This is a genomic window from Mucilaginibacter sp. A5337 (genome assembly GCF_059690695.1).
The window spans coordinates 28,115-46,233 of the sequence record NZ_JCAWEC010000011.1; the positions used below are offsets into that span (position 1 = coordinate 28,115).

Annotated in this window: 12 protein-coding genes; 3 read left to right on the top strand and 9 right to left on the bottom strand. The window is 44.6% G+C overall.

What is annotated here, in order from left to right; genetic code table 11:
* The first annotated feature begins 32 nt into the window (after positions 1–32).
* Complete coding sequence (locus tag AC59JO_RS27010; protein ID WP_497309367.1) at positions 33–638, top strand: murein L,D-transpeptidase catalytic domain-containing protein; 606 nt, start codon at positions 33–35, stop codon at positions 636–638.
* A 79-nt stretch (positions 639–717) separates the two neighbouring features.
* Positions 718–1,623, top strand: a complete 906-nt coding sequence (locus AC59JO_RS27015) for a prohibitin family protein (protein WP_121232572.1) — start codon at positions 718–720, stop codon at positions 1,621–1,623.
* 13 nt (positions 1,624–1,636) lie between these two features.
* Here AC59JO_RS27015 and AC59JO_RS27020 read toward each other — a convergent pair whose 3' ends face one another.
* From AC59JO_RS27020 to AC59JO_RS27050, 7 genes are all read right to left on the bottom strand, one after another.
* A complete protein-coding gene (locus AC59JO_RS27020) occupies positions 1,637–2,194 on the bottom strand; it encodes a hypothetical protein (protein ID WP_497309369.1) in 558 nt (185 codons plus the stop codon).
* 176 nt (positions 2,195–2,370) lie between these two features.
* Positions 2,371–4,647 (bottom strand): GH92 family glycosyl hydrolase, encoded by a 2,277-nt coding sequence (locus AC59JO_RS27025; RefSeq protein ID WP_497309371.1) that lies wholly within the window; start codon positions 4,645–4,647, stop codon positions 2,371–2,373.
* Between the two features lie 338 nt (positions 4,648–4,985).
* Complete coding sequence (locus AC59JO_RS27030) at positions 4,986–7,172, bottom strand: hypothetical protein (protein ID WP_497309373.1); 2,187 nt, start codon at positions 7,170–7,172, stop codon at positions 4,986–4,988.
* Between the two features lie 75 nt (positions 7,173–7,247).
* Positions 7,248–7,997 (bottom strand): DUF3823 domain-containing protein, encoded by a 750-nt coding sequence (locus AC59JO_RS27035; RefSeq protein WP_413670215.1) that lies wholly within the window; start codon positions 7,995–7,997, stop codon positions 7,248–7,250.
* 13 nt (positions 7,998–8,010) lie between these two features.
* The gene (locus AC59JO_RS27040) at positions 8,011–9,921 is read right to left on the bottom strand and encodes a RagB/SusD family nutrient uptake outer membrane protein (protein ID WP_497309375.1); all 1,911 of its coding nucleotides are present in this window, start codon (positions 9,919–9,921) and stop codon (positions 8,011–8,013) included.
* A 13-nt stretch (positions 9,922–9,934) separates the two neighbouring features.
* A complete protein-coding gene (locus AC59JO_RS27045; protein ID WP_497309377.1) occupies positions 9,935–13,108 on the bottom strand; it encodes a SusC/RagA family TonB-linked outer membrane protein in 3,174 nt (1,057 codons plus the stop codon).
* Positions 13,109–13,717: 609 nt separating this feature from the next.
* Entirely contained in the window at positions 13,718–14,905 is a 1,188-nt protein-coding gene (locus AC59JO_RS27050) for a class I SAM-dependent rRNA methyltransferase (protein ID WP_413671128.1), read from the bottom strand.
* Between the two features lie 165 nt (positions 14,906–15,070).
* Between AC59JO_RS27050 and AC59JO_RS27055 the strand changes: the two genes are divergently transcribed.
* Positions 15,071–15,925, top strand: coding sequence for a DUF2911 domain-containing protein (locus tag AC59JO_RS27055; protein WP_413670218.1), 855 nt, complete (start codon positions 15,071–15,073; stop codon positions 15,923–15,925).
* A gap of 86 nt (positions 15,926–16,011) precedes the next feature.
* Here AC59JO_RS27055 and AC59JO_RS27060 read toward each other — a convergent pair whose 3' ends face one another.
* Positions 16,012–17,718: a sodium:solute symporter family protein gene (locus tag AC59JO_RS27060; RefSeq protein WP_413670219.1), complete on the bottom strand. Its 1,707-nt coding sequence runs from the start codon at positions 17,716–17,718 to the stop codon at positions 16,012–16,014.
* 108 nt (positions 17,719–17,826) lie between these two features.
* The gene (locus tag AC59JO_RS27065; RefSeq protein WP_413670220.1) at positions 17,827–18,018 is read right to left on the bottom strand and encodes a hypothetical protein; all 192 of its coding nucleotides are present in this window, start codon (positions 18,016–18,018) and stop codon (positions 17,827–17,829) included.
* Between the last annotated feature and the right edge of the window lie 101 nt (positions 18,019–18,119).

Genomic DNA, 18,119 nt, shown 5'->3' on the forward strand with positions numbered 1-18,119 from the left:
TATTTCTGTTTACAATACAAAACCTGTCACAATTGAAACTGAGACCTTTATTCCTGATCATATCGATATTTTTTTGCTGTTTTAAAGTTAATGCCGGGGCACCCCGGATAGACCTTAACCGCGTTAAAGCCAAGGCCCAACAAAGCCTTACATTTTGCCGGCAACGGGGGTACAACACCCGGTATTGCATTTTAATTGACATGTCGTTGCCTTCGGGGATTAGGCGTTTTATGGTATGGGATTTTAAGAAGAACGATACACTGATGAGTGGACTGGTAAGCCATGGCTGTGGCCGTAACCCATGGAATGGCGTATGGTCAAAAGATAAACCATCATTTAGTAATATGGATGGCAGTCATTGTACCGCCCTGGGCAAATACGAAATAGATGGCCGGGCCTGGAGCGCCTGGGGAATTCATGTAAAATATTACTTAAACGGATTGGAGGGCAGCAATAATAATGCACTGGCAAGGCAAATTGTTTTCCACTCCTGGGAACGGGTTGCCGAAAATGAAGTTTTCCCCAATGGCACGCCCGAAGGCTGGGGTTGCCCTGCTATCTCCAATAACATCATGAAGGCCGTGGATGCTTTGTTGAAGAAGCAGAAGAAACATGTATTATTATGGATCTATCAATAAGCATCGCCTGCTTAATCTCCCTAAAAAACATTCTTTCATAACAAGCTTGCAACATTCAAAAAAAGCTTAACTTCATTGCATGTTTATAGCAGTATTAGGAGTTATTGTACTCATTGTGGGTATAGTGCTCAAACGTTCGCCCGAACCGGCCGGCCGCTTTAATGGCGTAGTAACCGCTGTGGGTATTGCCATGGTGGTACTTGGCTTGCTCCTCAACATATTTAAAGTTATTGAACCGGGCAAAGTAGGGGTTCAAACCCTGTTTGGCAAGGTACAGGACCAGGTACTTGAAAGCGGTTTACATATCATAAACCCGGTTGTGGAGATCACTACCTTTGATGTTCAAACCCAAACCTATACCATGAGCGCGGTTAACAACGAAGGCCAAAAGGAAGGTGATGATGCTATCCGCGTGCTTTCATCAGATGGATTGGAGGTTACCATCGATCTTTCCGTACTATACAAAGTAAAGCCCGACAAAGCCCCTTACATTATGCAGAACATTGGCGAAAACTATGTAGATAAGATCGTTCGCCCGGTTTCGCGCACCGCAATTAGGGATAATGCTGTTGCCTATGCTGCTGTCGACCTGTATTCAACCAAGCGGCAGGAGTTCCAGGATAAAATAAACCGTTATATTACAGCCAGTTTTGAAAAACGCGGGCTGGAACTGCAGCAGATCCTGGTGCGCAACATCACCCTGCCGGCCTCAGTACGGGCTAGTATCGAATCAAAGATCAATGCCGAGCAGGACGCCCAGAAAATGGAGTTCGTATTGCAAAAGGAACGCCAGGAAGCTGAACGTAAACGAGTGGAAGCACAAGGTATTGCCGATTACCAGCGAATCCTTTCAACCGGGTTATCAGACAAGCAACTGCAATATGAGGCTATAAAAGCACAAAAAGAAATAGCGCTTTCGCCCAATGCCAAGGTTATAATTATTGGCGGCAAAGGAGGCAACCCTATCATGATAAATGACAAATAGAGCGTAATTAGTATTAATCCGCTTTGTATGCTTTCAAAACTGTCCTTTCCTTACCTTCTGCGGGCCAAAGGGTAATTTTGTAATGATCGGTGCCTTCGTCCTCATCGGGGTTCACGTTCTTTACAGCATACGAATAAATGCGTACCCGATATCTTGCCGGGGTAACGATGGCTTTCAGGATAATTTTGGTATCCGGAAAATTCAGGATCTCCACAATACCGGAACTTAGTTTTACGCTGCCTTCTACAACATGATCGTATCTACTGAAATCTTTTTCGGTATCGGCAGTGTTGAGCACATTAAGTTCGGCCCGTACGTGACCATAACTGGCAATCTTAATACCAATGATATCTTCAGTAGTACCTAAGCGCGCATTTTGGGCATCGCTGTTCCAAAAGGTAGTATCGCCGGTGGTACCGGTAAATGCCGAATCGCACAGGTAAAATTGATTATGGGTAGTAAAAAAATCAAGATTGTATTTACCCGAGGGGCGCATGGAGAAAGCAAAGACCGCAGGCAATACCAAAAGAAATACAAGTAAGACTGAGCGTTGTTTTTTTTGCCTTTTCATTGATAAGGCAAGTTACAAAAAAGATAAAAGCAATGCCTTTCAAGCAATATAATTCTCCCAGAAACCAAAAACGCATCACCTGCATCTCCCATCATACATATTTAACCTGCATAGCGGGAGACGCATGTGATTCGTCTCTACAAAAAGCCCTCCCCAATGGGGAGGGTTGGGTGGGGTTATTTCTCGTTACTCATTGAATAAGGCACATCGGCATCTTTGGTGCCGCGGTCTTTATTCGGGGTAGCCTGCATATCAAAATCAAGCACTGCTCCATTTAATAAACCTTTGTGGCTTAACCAATTGTTGGTATATGGCTTACCGTCAACAGTAAGTGTATTTACATACCTGTTTTCGTTGCTGTTTTTTGGCGCGTTTATAGTGATGGTTTTGCCATTCTCTAAATTAACAGTCACTTTTTTAAACAGCGGAGCACCTAAAACATACTGATCACTGGCCGGGGTAACCGGGTAAAAGCCCATGGCTGAGAAGATATACCAGGCAGAAGTTTGGCCGTTATCCTCGTCGCCGCAATAACCATCAGGTGTTGCCCTGTAAAGCCTGTTCATAGCTTCGCGAACCCAGTATTGGGTTTTCCATGGCTGGTTTGCATGATTGTATAAGTAAATCATGTGCTGAATTGGCTGGTTACCATGCGCGTACTGGCCCATACCTGCAATCTGCATTTCGCGGATCTCGTGGATCACGCCACCATAATAACTGTCATCAAATACTGGCGGCATTTCAAACACCGAATCCAATTTAGCTGCAAATTGCTGCTTGCCGCCCATCAGGTTTATTAAGCCCTGGATATCATGGAAAACGCCCCAGCTGTAATGCCAGCTGTTCCCTTCTGTAAAGGCATCGCCCCATTTAAACGGATTGAAAGGGGTCTCAAATGAGCCGTCCTGGTTTTTACCGCGCATCAGTTTAGTTTGCGGATCAAAAATATTACGGTAGTTCTGACTGCGTTTTTTGTAGATCTCGATTTCCTTTTTTGGCTTGCCAAGGGCTTTACCTAACTGGTAAATCGCAAAATCGTCATAAGCATACTCGAGCGTACGGGCAGCGTTTTCGTTGATCTTAACATTATAAGGTACATAACCCAAAGTGTTATAATACTGCACACCACGGCGACCGGTTGCATTAGGGCCTTCGTTGTTAGCGCCGTGTTTAAGGGCCTGATATAATGTTTCGATATCATAACCACGCAAACCTTTCAGGTAAGCTTCGGATACTACCGATGCTGAGTTATTGCCGATCATACAATCAGCATAACCCGGGCTCGACCATTCGGGCAGCCAGCCGCCTTCTTTGTAATCGTTGATGAGGCCTTCCTGCATTTCCTTATTGATAGATGGATAAACCAAATTCAGGAAAGGGTACAGCGCCCTGAAGGTATCCCAGAAGCCGGTACCGGCAAACAGGTAGCCTGGTGCAACTTTGCCGTTGAAAGGACTGTAGTGCACATTTTGCCCGCTGGCATCAACCTCATACATTTTGTTGGGGAAGAAAAGCATGCGGTAAAGGCTGCTGTAAAAGGTGCGGGTTTGGTCGATAGTACCACCTTCAACATCCAAACGGCTCAGGGTTTTGTTCCAGGTATCTTTTGCTTTTTGGCAAGTTGCTGCAAAATCGTCATTACCGAGCTCCCGTTTCAGGTTAAGTTCGGCCTGCTCAATGCTGATGAATGAAGAAGCTACTTTAAGATGGACCTTTTCGTCTTTGGCGGTTTTCAGGGTGATCACTGCACCGGCATGGTTGCCGGTATATTCCAGTTGGCCATCATCTTTTTTCCAATCATGCCATGCCGAAGCCAGCGCGAATGGTTTATCTACATAAATAACAAAATAGTTTTTGAAGTTGGCAGGTACCGCGCCGCTGTTTTTGGTGCTATAACCAACTATCTTTTGCTCGCCGGGGATGATCTTCACATATGAACCTTTATCAAAAGCATCAATTATGATGTGCGAACTGTCGCTTTTAGGGAAAGTGAACTGGAAGCTTGCAGCGCGTTCGGTTGGCGTAATTTCGGTTGTTACGTCATAATCGGCCAGGTAAACGCTGTAATAGTACGGCTTAGATACTTCCGCTTTGTGCGAGAACCAGCTGGCGCGATCTTTTTCGTCCAGTTTTAACGCGCCGGTTTCCGGAAAAACGGAGAACATCCCATAATCATTCATCCATGGCGATGGCTGGTGGGTTTGTTTAAAACCGAGGATCTTATCGGCATCATAGGTATATTGCCAACCATCGCCCATTTTACCGGTTTGCGGTGTCCAGAAGTTCATACCCCATGGCAATGCTACAGCCGGATAGGTATTACCATTGGAGAGCGATGGCTTTGATTGCGTACCCATGAGCGGGTTGATCAGATCGACAGGTGACGACACCTTTTCTTGTGCCGAAAGTGCTGCCGGTAAAAAGGCAAACGCCAGGAGGAGTAACTTTTTCATTTATTATTTGGGTGCTTTATTTTCAAATCGATACAACACAGGTGTTCGGAGGAAATAAAAAGTACGGGACTGTGCGATTCCCTCCTCTGGGAGGGTGTAGGGAGGGGTTCAACGCCATGCATATTTGCTTAGCGAGACGTACAAACCCCTCCCTGCCACTTCACATCCTAACGCACCCCTCCCGAGGGAGGGAATTATTTTTTTTCTTCAGAACAACTATTTATCAAAACGAGGACAATTTTTTTGAGCGAATTACGCAATCTCTTTTCAAAAAAACTTCCGCACATGAAATTTCATGTACGGAAGCATAAACCAACTTTCTCTCAAAAAAGTATCTTTTACCATTTAATACTCACCTTGATACCATCGGGGCTGTTGGCAAAGCCCAGGTATAAGGTTTTTGATGCTTTATCCCATGAGGATTTTACATCAGTAATGGTTTTTCCTTCGCTATCGGTAACTACTGTTTCCTTGGGTTGTGCGGGTAACAGGATCCGGGCGCTGTTTAATGTTTTTATAGGACTTTTGGCCACAAATGTGTAACTGTTTTCCGTTACTGCTTCGTCATAAACCCTGGAGGCAGATGCCAGCACTTTTGGCTGTTTTTTATCTTCAATACGTTTAATCACATATAATAAGGCCTGCTCATTAGGATTGATTGTTTTTTCGGCGAGTACAGGTAATTGCGGATCGAACAGGTCGATAACCGGGCCTTTTACCACGTATGGCTTGCTATCAGCGTTTTCATCCATTACCGAAATAATATCATACGGACCGCGCTCCAGGTACATACTATTTTTAAATTTCAATGTACCGCCATCAGCATCTTTTTCATAAGCCTGTTTAACAGTTTTGATGAAGTTATCATCATTATCAGGTTGCATCACATACTCTTTAGGATTTTGCCTTAAAACGTAAACCGCACCTTTACCAACAGCAAAACGCTGATCACCTCCGGTTGGGTTGATGCCCAACAGTTTAAACAAGTGCTCGGATGGCGCTTTAAAGTTGTTGCCTTTGGTATCCCACCATTCCATTACTGATTGATATGGATCATCATCACGACCTGCATAGATCAGCACGCCACCGTTTTTAACCCACTCGGCTAAATGCTCATGAACCTCGGCCGATACCGGTTTCATGTTAGAGTAACTCATCACCAAAACTTTGATATCCTTAAGCGAAGCAGGGTAGCCCAGGTTTTCCATGTGCACGGTTTGTACCGGCACGCCGCGTTTTACCAAAGGCAGGGTTTGTCCGTAAAAATTGGAAAACTGCGGATCTTCAAAGCCGTTATGCGTAGGGAAACGCTGGAACATCAGTGTATTGCTCATCAACACACCAATGCCGTTTACGCCCGATACCTTATTGGTTGACACAGGCATATCATTCAGCGCATTCACCATGATCTGCATCTGGGTAGAGTAAAATTGCGGGATCAGTATTTTTTCATTGGTACCTAATACCGGGTAAGGATGGGTGTAGATCCTTTCGGGCCATGGCATTACCTCGTAGTCGGCAACCATTGGATATAATAACTTGGCAGTGAAAGTAGCCTGGTAATTGCGTTTGTAGTCGCTCCAATCATGCACACGGTCTTCAATCGGGTCGGTCAGGAAAAATACTTTGCGACCGGTTGGGGCCGTCATAGATACTACCGAACCATATTCAAGGAAGGCGTTTTCAAACACACGTTCCTTTTCTTTGCCATTAAAGTAAGTAGGCTCGCGTGAGGTACCTGTCCATACCTGGGCAATGTAGCCGTCGATACCCGGCAATGAAGCCAGGCTTGCCTCCGGACTAACAATTTGCCATGACGAATAGTTTACCAGCGAGTGCGTAGCGATGAACACCTTAATGTTCATGCCCTTGCTTTTACCGTATTCTTTGGCGTATGATGATACCTGTTTTATGGTTTCGTAATACAGGTTGTATTTTAACTTGTTGGATAGGTAAGTATTTTCAGGGGATGCATCCTGCGGTTTCCAGGGGAAGCCGTAATATTTTTGCCATTGGTTTTTAAAGCCGGCGCTGTAACCCGCGCGGGCCCAAAACTCTGGTTCTTCTAAAAAAATGTTGGTGATACCTACATCTATCACCCGTTTAACCACAGCGGTTTTCATGTATTCGATAAACGAATCATCAGGCACCACGTAAGGCATGTCCTTGCCATGGAAAATTGTATCGCCCCTTTGTGTTACCTGCCCTACACCAAGGTGGTTTTTACCATCCCATTTGCCCAAAAAGTAATCCTTGTAATCGCCCCAGGCAATACCGGTCATGAAATTCACATCATAACCACGGTCGCGCCATGATTTAACGCGTTGTTCAAAGGTCATGTTTGGATGGTCATTGGTGCCATAAACAATGGCAATGTCTGATCGTACATCAATTTCGGGCCTCCAGGGACTGCTGGTTTGAAAAGCAGTTTTCTCTTTCAGGGATACCGGTTTCGGGTTAGGGTCCTGCGCATAAGCGCCGGCAGCAAAGGCAAGTCCGCAACAAAAAAGTAGCGTATTCTTCATAGTTATATTTTATTAAAACTGTGTTTGGGAAGAACCACTCCCAGGCCCCTCCCTCACACAGGTATTCATATTGTTTTACGGAACCTTTACCTCTTTAACGTCGGTATAGTTGTAATAATTAAGGCCATAAGAAACCCTTGCACCTACACGTACAAAATAGCTCCTTTTTCCGGGCAGTTTACCACCAAGTGTAGTAAGGCTAACCGTTTGGCCGATGGTTGCGTTGGCCGCATCGCCGCTAAGTTTAGGCGTATAACGGTTATCGTAATTATTATTGCCCACGTAGTTGTTTGAATTGATAAATACCGCAACGTCGCTCACGTTTTGCTGAAAATTAGGATCGGCAGTTCCGCGGGTAACTTTAAAGCTGGTGGTAATGGTGCCATCTGCATTTAAAACAGGATCGCCTGCCCATTCTATCCTTAAAAATGGTTCAACCGAAAAGTTTACGGTGGTTACATCCTTAACATCAACAGTCTGGCTTTTATCAACAATGGTTTTGCCGTTATTATCAACCTGCACCAATGGCACAAAAGCCCCCTCGGCCGAAATTACATTTTTGCCTGCAAACAGTTTGGTATTTTGATAGGTACCATCCTGAAATGAGGATATATAAAAGGGCGTTGGGTTATCGCTCCAGCTTATTTCCAATAATTTGATCCGGGTGCCCGAGCCCTGTTCTGTTTGCAGGCTTTTACCTGTACCGGCATCTGTTACTGTACCTTTTAAAGTAACATTGGGAGCGGCATAATTATCAACCTTTTTGCATGAGCTGCCTGCGGCAACCAATGCACTTAATGCTATGCTATAAAATAGTTTTTTCATCTCTCTCTTTAAATTAATAACCCGGATTTTGAATTAAATTCTGGCTTTTCTGGATCTCGCCCTGTGGTATTTGTTCATAGTACCAGCGTACATCAAAAGTGTATCTTGAGTTACGCTCATCTAAACGGGCATCAAAGAAATACTTGTTGTCATTAGCCGAATAGAAAGGCATCAGCGTACGGTAAATGGTACTGTTCTGTTCCTTATCGGCAACCCTCCAGCGGCGCATATCCCAATACTGTTTGTTTTCGAAGCCAAGCTCCTTTTTACGCTCTTTACGTACTACGTCGATAGTTAAATTGGCCGTACCGGTCAGCAAGTCGGCACCGGCACGCTCGCGGATCTGGTTGATCTGGGTAAAGGCATCCTGCAGATAGCTTTTATCTGACTGGCCAAGCGCGTTTAACTCAACAGCAGCTTCGGCACGGTTAAGCAAAACTTCGGCATAGCGCAGCTCTATCCAGGTTTGATCGGCACGGTTTTCCAATACTTCAGACGTTGGCTTGTCCGGTACAATGTATTTACGGATAGAGAAACCAGAAACAGAACAGGTGCCGTCACCGGTAAAATAACCACTTAAACCGGCAGGGTTCATGGTTGTACCGTTTGGCAATTTATACGGGGTTTGGCTCGCGTTAGCCGATTGTACAATGTTATCTGTTGGATAATGGGCAGTTGAGCCTGCAGGCAACAGCGGACTAATACCACCTGCCGAAGGGCCGGTATAAATACCTCTGCGGATTTCGATGCTTACACCTTTCATCACATCGCCAGGCAAAACTACAGTTGCCCTTAACCTTGGCTCTGCATTGGTAAACAAGTCCATAGTGTTGGTATACAGGTCATACTTGCCGCCTGTTGTGGTTTTAATAGTACCATCAGCATTTTTAGGGATACCATCAAACAGCTCCACAAAATCTAACGTAGGGTTAACTTCTGAGGAGTAACCATTAGCACCCATTAACTGGCGTGGCACATTATAAGCATCATAACCATGTACTGATTCGGGGTAGTGATACTGGCGAACAAATATGTTTTCGGGGCTCGATGCATCAAAAAACAGGTTAACATAGTTTTGATATTGCGCATTTTTATCGCCTGCGGCCCATGCCTTTTTGTATAAGCTATATTTACCATCAAGTAATGCCGCTGCATCATAAGCCGCTTTAAAGTAAGTAACCGCTTTTGCCGCGGGGATACCGCAAAGCCTGTTTCCGCTGCCATCAACCAACGAGATCTGGTTATATTTAGCTACTGTACCCGCATAAAGCATCGCCCTTGATTTGAAACCGGCAGCCGCATATTTACTGGCCCTGCCTGCCTGGTTTGTTTCAGGCAAATTGGTGTAAGCATAATCCAGGTCAGTGCCTATAAAATCATAGATCTTTTCTTCAGACGAACGGGGGATCTTTAACTCCTCGATGCTTTGCTCCGGATAGTTAAGCACTTTATCAACAAGTGGCACACCACCGTAACGTTTAACCAGCGCAAAATAAGTAGCAGCACGCACAAACCTCGCCTCACCCAACCAGTTATTTACCTGATCGTTGGTAAAGTTACTTGCGTATTTTGGCAGGGTTTCGGCAAAATAGTTGGCATCCCTGATAACCCTGTAGCAATCGCCCCAGGTTGAAAGGCCTGTGTTTTCCTGCATTGATCCATTCTGGTCGCGGCTCAGGGCCTCGCCGGTTGTGGCGCTTGTAGGGCTGATGATCCAGAACATATTTAAACCTCTTTCGGGCGAGTACCTGAAATCTTCAATAGGTAATTCGCTGTACAACCGGGACATGTAGGCCTGGATTCCCGCGGCTGTCGCAAAAACGTCATCGTCTTTAACGATGCTTGGGGGCAGGGTGTCCAGCTTTTTACATGCCGTTGTCCAGCAAAGTAAAAAAGCCAATATCGTATATGTGTATTTTTTCATGATCTGTAATGGATTATAGTTTAACATTTACACCGATTGAATAAATTTTATCTAAGGGGTATAAATAGCCGTAGTTGGCTGATGGGTGCTCAGGGTCAAGATATTTCAAACCGGTAATGGTTAAAATGTTGTACCCGTTCACAAAGATCCTCGCACCTTTAATACCTACCTTTTTAGCTGCTGCGGCAGGGATACTGTAACCAATCTCGGCAGATTTTAACCTCACATAAGCTGCGCTGTGGATATTTGACAACGAGTTAGTATTGGCTGTTGTACCCGTAAGGGCAAATGTACCCGGGGTCCATACGGTGTTAGGATCATAAGGATCGGCCTTAGGATCAGTTGGGTGATACCTGTCCATGAACATTGACAGGGCACTGCCACCACCCCATAGCGGGATGTTCAATTGTTCGATGTAGGATACGTTGATACCAGCAGCTCCCTGCCATACCGTATTGATATCAAAACCTTTGTATGAACCGCCCAGTGTTAAACCAAATGTAGTTGAAGGGGTGCTGTAGTTATTGTTGCTTACGTTTTGTGCTATCGGGTGCACGTCCTGATCATTGATCACACCGTCGCCGTTCCAGTCCTGTAAAATATAATCACCAACTACCGCGTTGCGCGATACAAACTGCGGGCTGTTCAGGATCTGCTGATAGTTTTGGAACTGGCCGTTGGCACCGTAACCCCAGAAGATGTTGTTATAACGGTTATCGTTATTATTATGCCAGTTAAGCTGTGAGTTACCATAAGCTGAGTGTACTTTGCTGATCCATTGCGTGCGGGTATAACCGAATGTACCTTTAACAAAGTAGTTAAAGCTGCCGATGTGATAACGGTGGTTTATTTCAATATCAAAACCCTGAGCACGGTCGCTGTTAAGATTTTCCTGTGGTAAACCTGCACCTACTACACCCGGAAGGTTATCGGCACGGGTATCAAGTAAGCCGCTCCTGTCGCGCCTGAAAGCATCAACAGTTAAGCCTAACAAACCATTCCATGCCTGCAAATCGATACCGGCATTGTAGGTTTTTGCAACATACCAGAAAATGTAAGGATTAGCTATACCACGGCTTTGTGCGCCATTAACAAAAGTACCGTCAAATACCGAGCCCGGAGGCAACCTGTTGTTGTCGCCATCAGCAGGATAATTATAACCGGTAAGATATTGATAAGCGTCAAGACCGGCATCATCACCCAGTTTGGCGTATGATAAACGGATCTTCAGGTCATCAATAAACGAAAGGGCTTTAGCATTTTTCCAGAACCCTTCCTGTGATACCCTCCAGCCTGCAGATGCACCCGGGAAAAAGCCCCAACGCTTGAGCGGTGAGTTTCTTGAACTGGCATCATCCCTGAAGCTAAATTCAACCAGGTATTTCGATTTATAATCATAGTTAACACGACCAACAAATGATTTGGTTACAAAATCATAAGGCCATCCGCCATCAACCGTAGCAGTTTGATTTAACGCGTTACCCGCCGATAGCTGATCAACAGGCAATGATAGTTGACGCTGCGCGTTAAAGTTATCCCCTTTTTGTTCACTCTCTTCATAAAGTGCCAACGCCGTAACGTTATGTCCGCCTTTAAATTGTTTTGCGTAGTTTAATGAAAGCTGCATTAAGCTGGTTGGTTTTTCATAAAACTGACGGGTAACTGAGCCCGGGGTTTGGTTGGCTATCGCGTTATAGGTATTGCTATTAGCATCATAATTATACTGGTTATATGAACGCTGATAAATCTTATTACTTGAGAAATAGTAATCATAGTTATACAAACCTTTAGCACTTAAACCCGGTACAAAAGGCACGTTGTACGTTGCAGATACCGAAGATTGTAACCATTTGTTGCCAATTTGCTTATAACCGTCCACATCAGCATTGGCCATTGCAACCGGGTTTGAACCGTCCACCTCGCCATTGTTCAAATAAGCGGGGTTGTTATTGGCATAGATGCTTTGCGTAGGAACCTGCCTCCAAAATGATCGGATGATCCACCAGGCATCCTGGTAAGGCTGATTTTTTTGTTCAAGCGTACCGCTCAGGTTTACATCAATGGTAAGGTTTTTATTGATTTTGGTGGTAATGTTTGAGCGCAGGTTATATTTCTTGTAGTTCAGGTCGCCGCTTTTAAAAAAGCCATCCTGATCGGTAATACCCATACTTACAAAGTAGCTGCTATTTTCACTTCCTCCTGTAGCATTCAGGTTGTGCTGTTGCTGCGGAGCGCTGTTTGCAAAAACGGGGCTATACCAGTCGGTACTGGTTTTTGTGCCGTTTTTATAGGCAGCAAAGTCAGCATCGGTGTATTTCACCTGCCCTCCGTTAACATTGTGCAAAAGCTGCTCATTAACCAGGGTCATGAAATCAACAGCACCAACAGGTTTTGGCATGTACGATGGGATTTGCCAGCCATAGGTACCTGAATAATTAAGGTCGACTGTACCTTTTTTGCCTTTCTTAGTAGTTACGATAACTACACCATTTGCTGCACGCACACCATAAATAGCGGCCGATGCATCTTTCAGTACCGAAACACTTTCGATATCGTTAGGATCAAGGCGGGAAATGTTATCACGCGGAATCCCGTCAATAACAACCAGTGGGTTACCAAAACCACGGATATCAAAAGCATTGCTGAATGAACCCGGCTCAGATGTGTTTTGGGTGATCCGGACACCGGCTACTTTACCGGCAAGCATGTTCAGCACGTTCTCGTTTTTGGTAGTCACGATCTCGCTGTTAGTAACTGATGCCACAGATCCGGTTACCGTGGCTTTACGCTGGGTACCGTAACCAACCACAACCACCTCGTTCATGTTAGTGGCATTGGGTTGCATTTTAATGTTAATGTTTTTTTGGCTACCTACGCTTACTTCCTGTGCAACGTAGCCCAGGAAACTAAATACCAGTGTTTGGCTTGGCTCGGCATTAATATTGAACTGGCCGTTAACATTAGTAGTTGTACCATTGGGCGTACCTTTCAGCTTAACGCTTACGCCAGGCAGGGGCTGCCCATGCTCGTCATTTACTACACCGGTTATTTTGCTTCCCTGAGCAAAAGCCGAAGTACACATGGCTAAAAATAAAAGGGCGGTTATGCAGCATTGAAGCATCCCTTTAATTTTAGCACGATAACGGATGCGATGGCATCCATCATAATTGGTAAAATTTTCGTACATAAATAATTGGTTAATGGGTTTATAACATCTTGCCGTGGGGAAAGCAAAACCATTAAACGAGGATGGTTAGGCCCGCTTAATGCATATCATGTTTTCCATTTGGCGGGACAATGATATAGCGGGTGGTATTAAAACGAGGGTTAAAAAAGGGGTTAATTGGGCTAAAATTTTATTAACCGTACAAAAATTAACCGCTTTTTTAAGCGGAGGAGGGCAAACTAATGAAATACTACCGCAGGTTTAGCGATAGGGGAAGCAATGGGCGCTATGAATAAAACTATGTCATTGCGAGCGTAGCGTGGTAATCGCACGGAAGCGCAGCCGCCCTGTATAGCATGCGATTGCCACGTCGCGCCCGCGCTCATCCCAGTCTCGCTCCTTGCAATGACATGATTTTTTTCTTCTCTGCTGCCGCGGGTTTAGCGATAGCGTAACCCGTGGTTGATATGCGGTAAGCTTTCAGCTTATATCATTAAATGCGGTTCAGCTGAAAGCTGAAATCATGGTTACCACGGGTTGAAAACCCGCGGTAGCATTAAATGCCGAAGGCCTGTCTTGCGATGCAAAACAGGCCTTCGGCTATAGTTCCCCCTTCAGGGGGTTAGGGGGCTAAAACACCCTGCAAAGCAAACCTTTCAAATACTCACCTTCGGGGAAGGAAGCACGTACCGGATGGTCTTCGGGCTGGTGGAACTGGTAGATAAATTGCACTTGTTTACCGGCATCAAGCGCAGCCCAGGCAATTACCTGTTTAAAGGTTTCCATATCCATAGCACCCGAGCAGGAGTAAGTAGCCAGTAAACCGCCTTCATTAAGTAACAGCATCCCTAAACGGTTCAAATCTTTATAAGCACGCGAGGCACGGGTTAATGCCGAACGCGACGGGGCATATTTAGGAGGATCGAGCACAATAACATCAAACTTTTCGCCCTCATCTCTGAATTTACGCAACTGCACATTCACGTCCGACTTAATGGCTGTATGCTTTGTTGCATCCAGTTTATTCAGCCTGATGTTTTCGGCCAGCGTTTCAATAGCCAATGCAGAGCTATCCACACTGGTTACCGATGCAGCACCTTCTTTAAGGCTATTGAGGGTAAAACCGCCGGTATAACAAAAGCAATCCAGTACTTTCTTATTTTTCGTATGCACGGCCAAAACGTGGCGATTATCCCGCTGATCGCAATAGAAGCCCGATTTTTGGCCTTCGGTGATATTGATCCCGTATACAACGTTGTTCTCCAAAACTTCAACCAATTCAGGCGGCGGGCTGCCAGCAAGCACTTTATTCTCTGCTTCGGCCAAGCCCTCGTGAGCGCGGGAGGCATTATCGCTTTTATCTGAAATACTTTCGGGGTTAAGCAGCTTTTTGAGCTCATCAATAATAACAGGCATTACATTTTGAATCCCCGAGGTAAGTACCTGTACCGCTAAATGGCCTGCGTACTTATCAACAATAAGTCCCGGCAAATAATCAGATTCGCTGAAGATAAGGCGGCAGGTGTTTGTTCCGTTAGCCAATATGCTATCCCTGCTTTTAACTGCTGTTGATACTTTTTCGCGAAACCAGGCTTCGTTTACCTGAACATCCTTGTTCCACTCCAGTAAACGCAAAGTAACCCTCGATTGATCGTTATAAAATCCATAGGCCATAAATTCGCCCTGCGTATTCACTAAGCGAACCACATCGCCATTGGCAGGTTTGCCTTTTACTTTTTCAATCGCCCCTGAAAATACCCAGGGATGCCTTTGCAGTACGGCTTTTTCTTTACCCTTCTTTAATATAACGTCAATCATGGGTGCAAAGGTAATAAAGCGCTGGTAATTTTGGCCTTGTGGAAACGTTCCATCCATTTGTCGCGTATTTATGATGAGGCTTCTAAACCTTGAAAATATTTTTACGTCATACACAATAATATCCGCATTAAAACATTTGGTATCTTAGATTCGAAAACTATAATCATGAAAAAAACTTACGTACTCCTGTTCAGTATGCTGATAGCGTGCTGTTGTTTCAGCTCAAAATCATACGCCCAGATCCCCCGCATACCTGAGGCCAGCTCAACACAAACCATTATCCAGGACTTCGGATTAGGAAAAGTAACCATCACTTATTCCCGCCCAAACGTTAAAGACCGCAAAATATTCGGCGGCATCATCCCTTACGGCGAAGTTTGGCGCACCGGTGCTAACGCTGCAACCACCATCACCTTTACCGAAAAAGTTATTATTGAAGGTAACCCTGTGCCCGCAGGTACTTACTCCCTGTTTAGCATACCAACCAAAAACGAGTGGACCATCATTCTTAACAAAGTTGTAAAACAATGGGGAGCTTACAGCTATAAGCAAGACCAGGATTTTTTGCGTTTTAATATAAAGCCAATCCGCGTAAGCGAAAAACGCGAAACGTTTACGATGGCCTTTGTCAACTCAACTACCAAATCAACCGACCTTGTTTTGGTTTGGGACAAAACCGCGGCCTATATCCACATGGAAACCGACGATGACGCCAAGATCACAGCCAATATTGATGAACTGATGAAAGGCGACCGCAAGCCATACTACTTCAATGCTATACAGTATTATTACGAAAACCATAAGGATGTTGATAAAGCATTAGGCTGGGTTTACGAAGCCGAAAAAATTGAGCCTAAAGGCCCATGGTACAAGCTCTGGGAATCGCGCCTGTTGTTACGTAAAGGCGATAAAGCCGGAGCTATAGCTGCTGCCGAGGCCGGTATAGCCTTAGCCAACGCTGATAAAGATGAAGAATACGCACGATTGAACCAGGAAGCACTGGATCAGGCTAAGCAATAACCCCTCCCAACCCTCCCCAAGGGGAGGGCTCTAAATAAAAAGGCCCGTTTCCTGATGAGAAACGGGCCTTTTTATTTGGATCTGTTTTAATTAACCTCAGCAGGGAAAGACTTAGCAGGTGCCATTACGCTGATAATCCAGGCTATAACGATAAGCAAAAGAGCACCAATAGCATTAAGCCACAAGTAGGCTATTACATTATAATATCCCATAAGACAGATCAATGCTTCAGTTATAATAGCGGCTATAAACACAGCAGTACCCTTGATTTTTTTCAGGTAAAAAGCTACTATAAATACCCCAAGGATGGTTCCGTAAATATAAGAACCCAGTTGATTTACCGCTTCCAGCAGGTTACCAATGCGCCCTGCGTATAATGCCATCCCGATACAAACCACTCCCCAAAATACCGTTGCCAGGCGCGATGCGTTTAAATAATTTTTATCTGTGGCGTTGGGATTAACAATTCGTTTATAAATATCAACCACACTTGTTGAGGCCAGCGAGTTCAAAGCACTTGCTGTTGAACCCATGGATGCCAGGAAAATAATGGCCATCAGCAAGCCGATCAATCCTTTGGGCAGATACTGAGTTACGAAAGTAAGGAACACATAATTAGTATCGTTATCATCGGCCTTGGGATTATTCATTTTCATCAGCTCAATGGCGTTTTGCCTGATGGTGTGAGCCTGGTTATCAACAACCTTTAACTGACCCTGCGCGTGATTAATACGGTCTTGGTTTTTACTGTCGATGGCTTTTATCAGTTCATTTGCTTTGATCTTTTTTTGCTCAAAAGCCCGGGTATACTGCTGGTCGAGAGCATTAAATTGTGCTGCGTAATTACTGTTTTTGATCTGCTTTACCTCGTACTGGTTAAAAAACATTGGAGGCCGGTTAAACTGGTAAAATGCAAATACAAGTATACCGATCAACAGGATCAGGAACTGCATCGGGATCTTGATCAAGCCATTCATGATCAATCCCAAACGACTTTGCCCTACCGAGCTGCCTGTTAAATACCGCCCAACCTGACTTTGATCGGTACCAAAATAAGAGAGTTGCAGGAAGAAGCCTCCTATTAATCCGCTCCAAACGGTATAACGGTTGTTGGGGTCAAACTTCCAGTCTATTACATTCATGCGCCCCATTTTACCGGCCATTTTAAGCGAGCTCATGAAACTCACATTATCTGGCAGCAGGTAAACCACCAGCACTCCGGCCAAAAACATTCCCATAAAAATAATGCTCATTTGCATTAACTGGGTGTATGATACAGCCTTGCTTCCGCCATAAACCGTGTAAATAATTACCAGGCCGCCTATAAAAAGTGTAGTATAAACGGTGTTGATATTCAATATAGTTGAAAGGATGATAGAAGGCGCGTAAATAGTGATGCCGGTAGATAAGCCCCGCTGTACCAAAAAGAGGAATGATGTAAGCGCGCGGGTTTTCAGATCAAAGCGCTGTTCCAGGAATTCGTAAGCAGTATAAACTTTAAGGCGGTGAAAAATAGGAACAAACGTAATGCAAAGCACAATCATGGCCAGGGGCAGCCCGAAGTAAAACTGCACAAAACGCATCCCATCTGAATAGGCCTGGCCTGGTGCCGAAAGGAAAGTAATAGCACTTGCCTGGGTGGCCATCACCGATAAGCCCACGTGGTACCACGGCAATGAACGGCTGCCCATCAAAAACTGGTCGATATTTTTATTGCTACCGCTTTTCCATATGCCATACAGCACTATAGAAAATATGGTAAGGCCTAAAACAATCCAGTCGGTTAAACTCATTCAAAGAATTTGGTAATGAGCCAGAATACTAAAACTAAAAAAACCAGCCATGCGGCAACAATGCCGTAAAACTGGTTCCAATTTTTTATAAATGAAGGGAGGTCAGGATCAGGCCTCTTCATTACGGCCACGAACTAACACGGCGATAAATGCAGCAGCAGTTAATAAACCCAAAACACCACCTACAAAAATCCAGGTAAAGCCTTTTTCAATAATACCGCCTATAAACAGGCCTGTAACTAATCCTACCAGGTAGTATATGTAATCAAAGTTCTCTTTTTCTTCTTTGTGGTGTCCCATGATGTTATGTATATGATTGCGACAAAAATAGGTGATTAATTGAATTTTACCAAAGTTTGTTTTGTAAAAGGATTGTATGATTTTAAAGCGCATGAAACCTC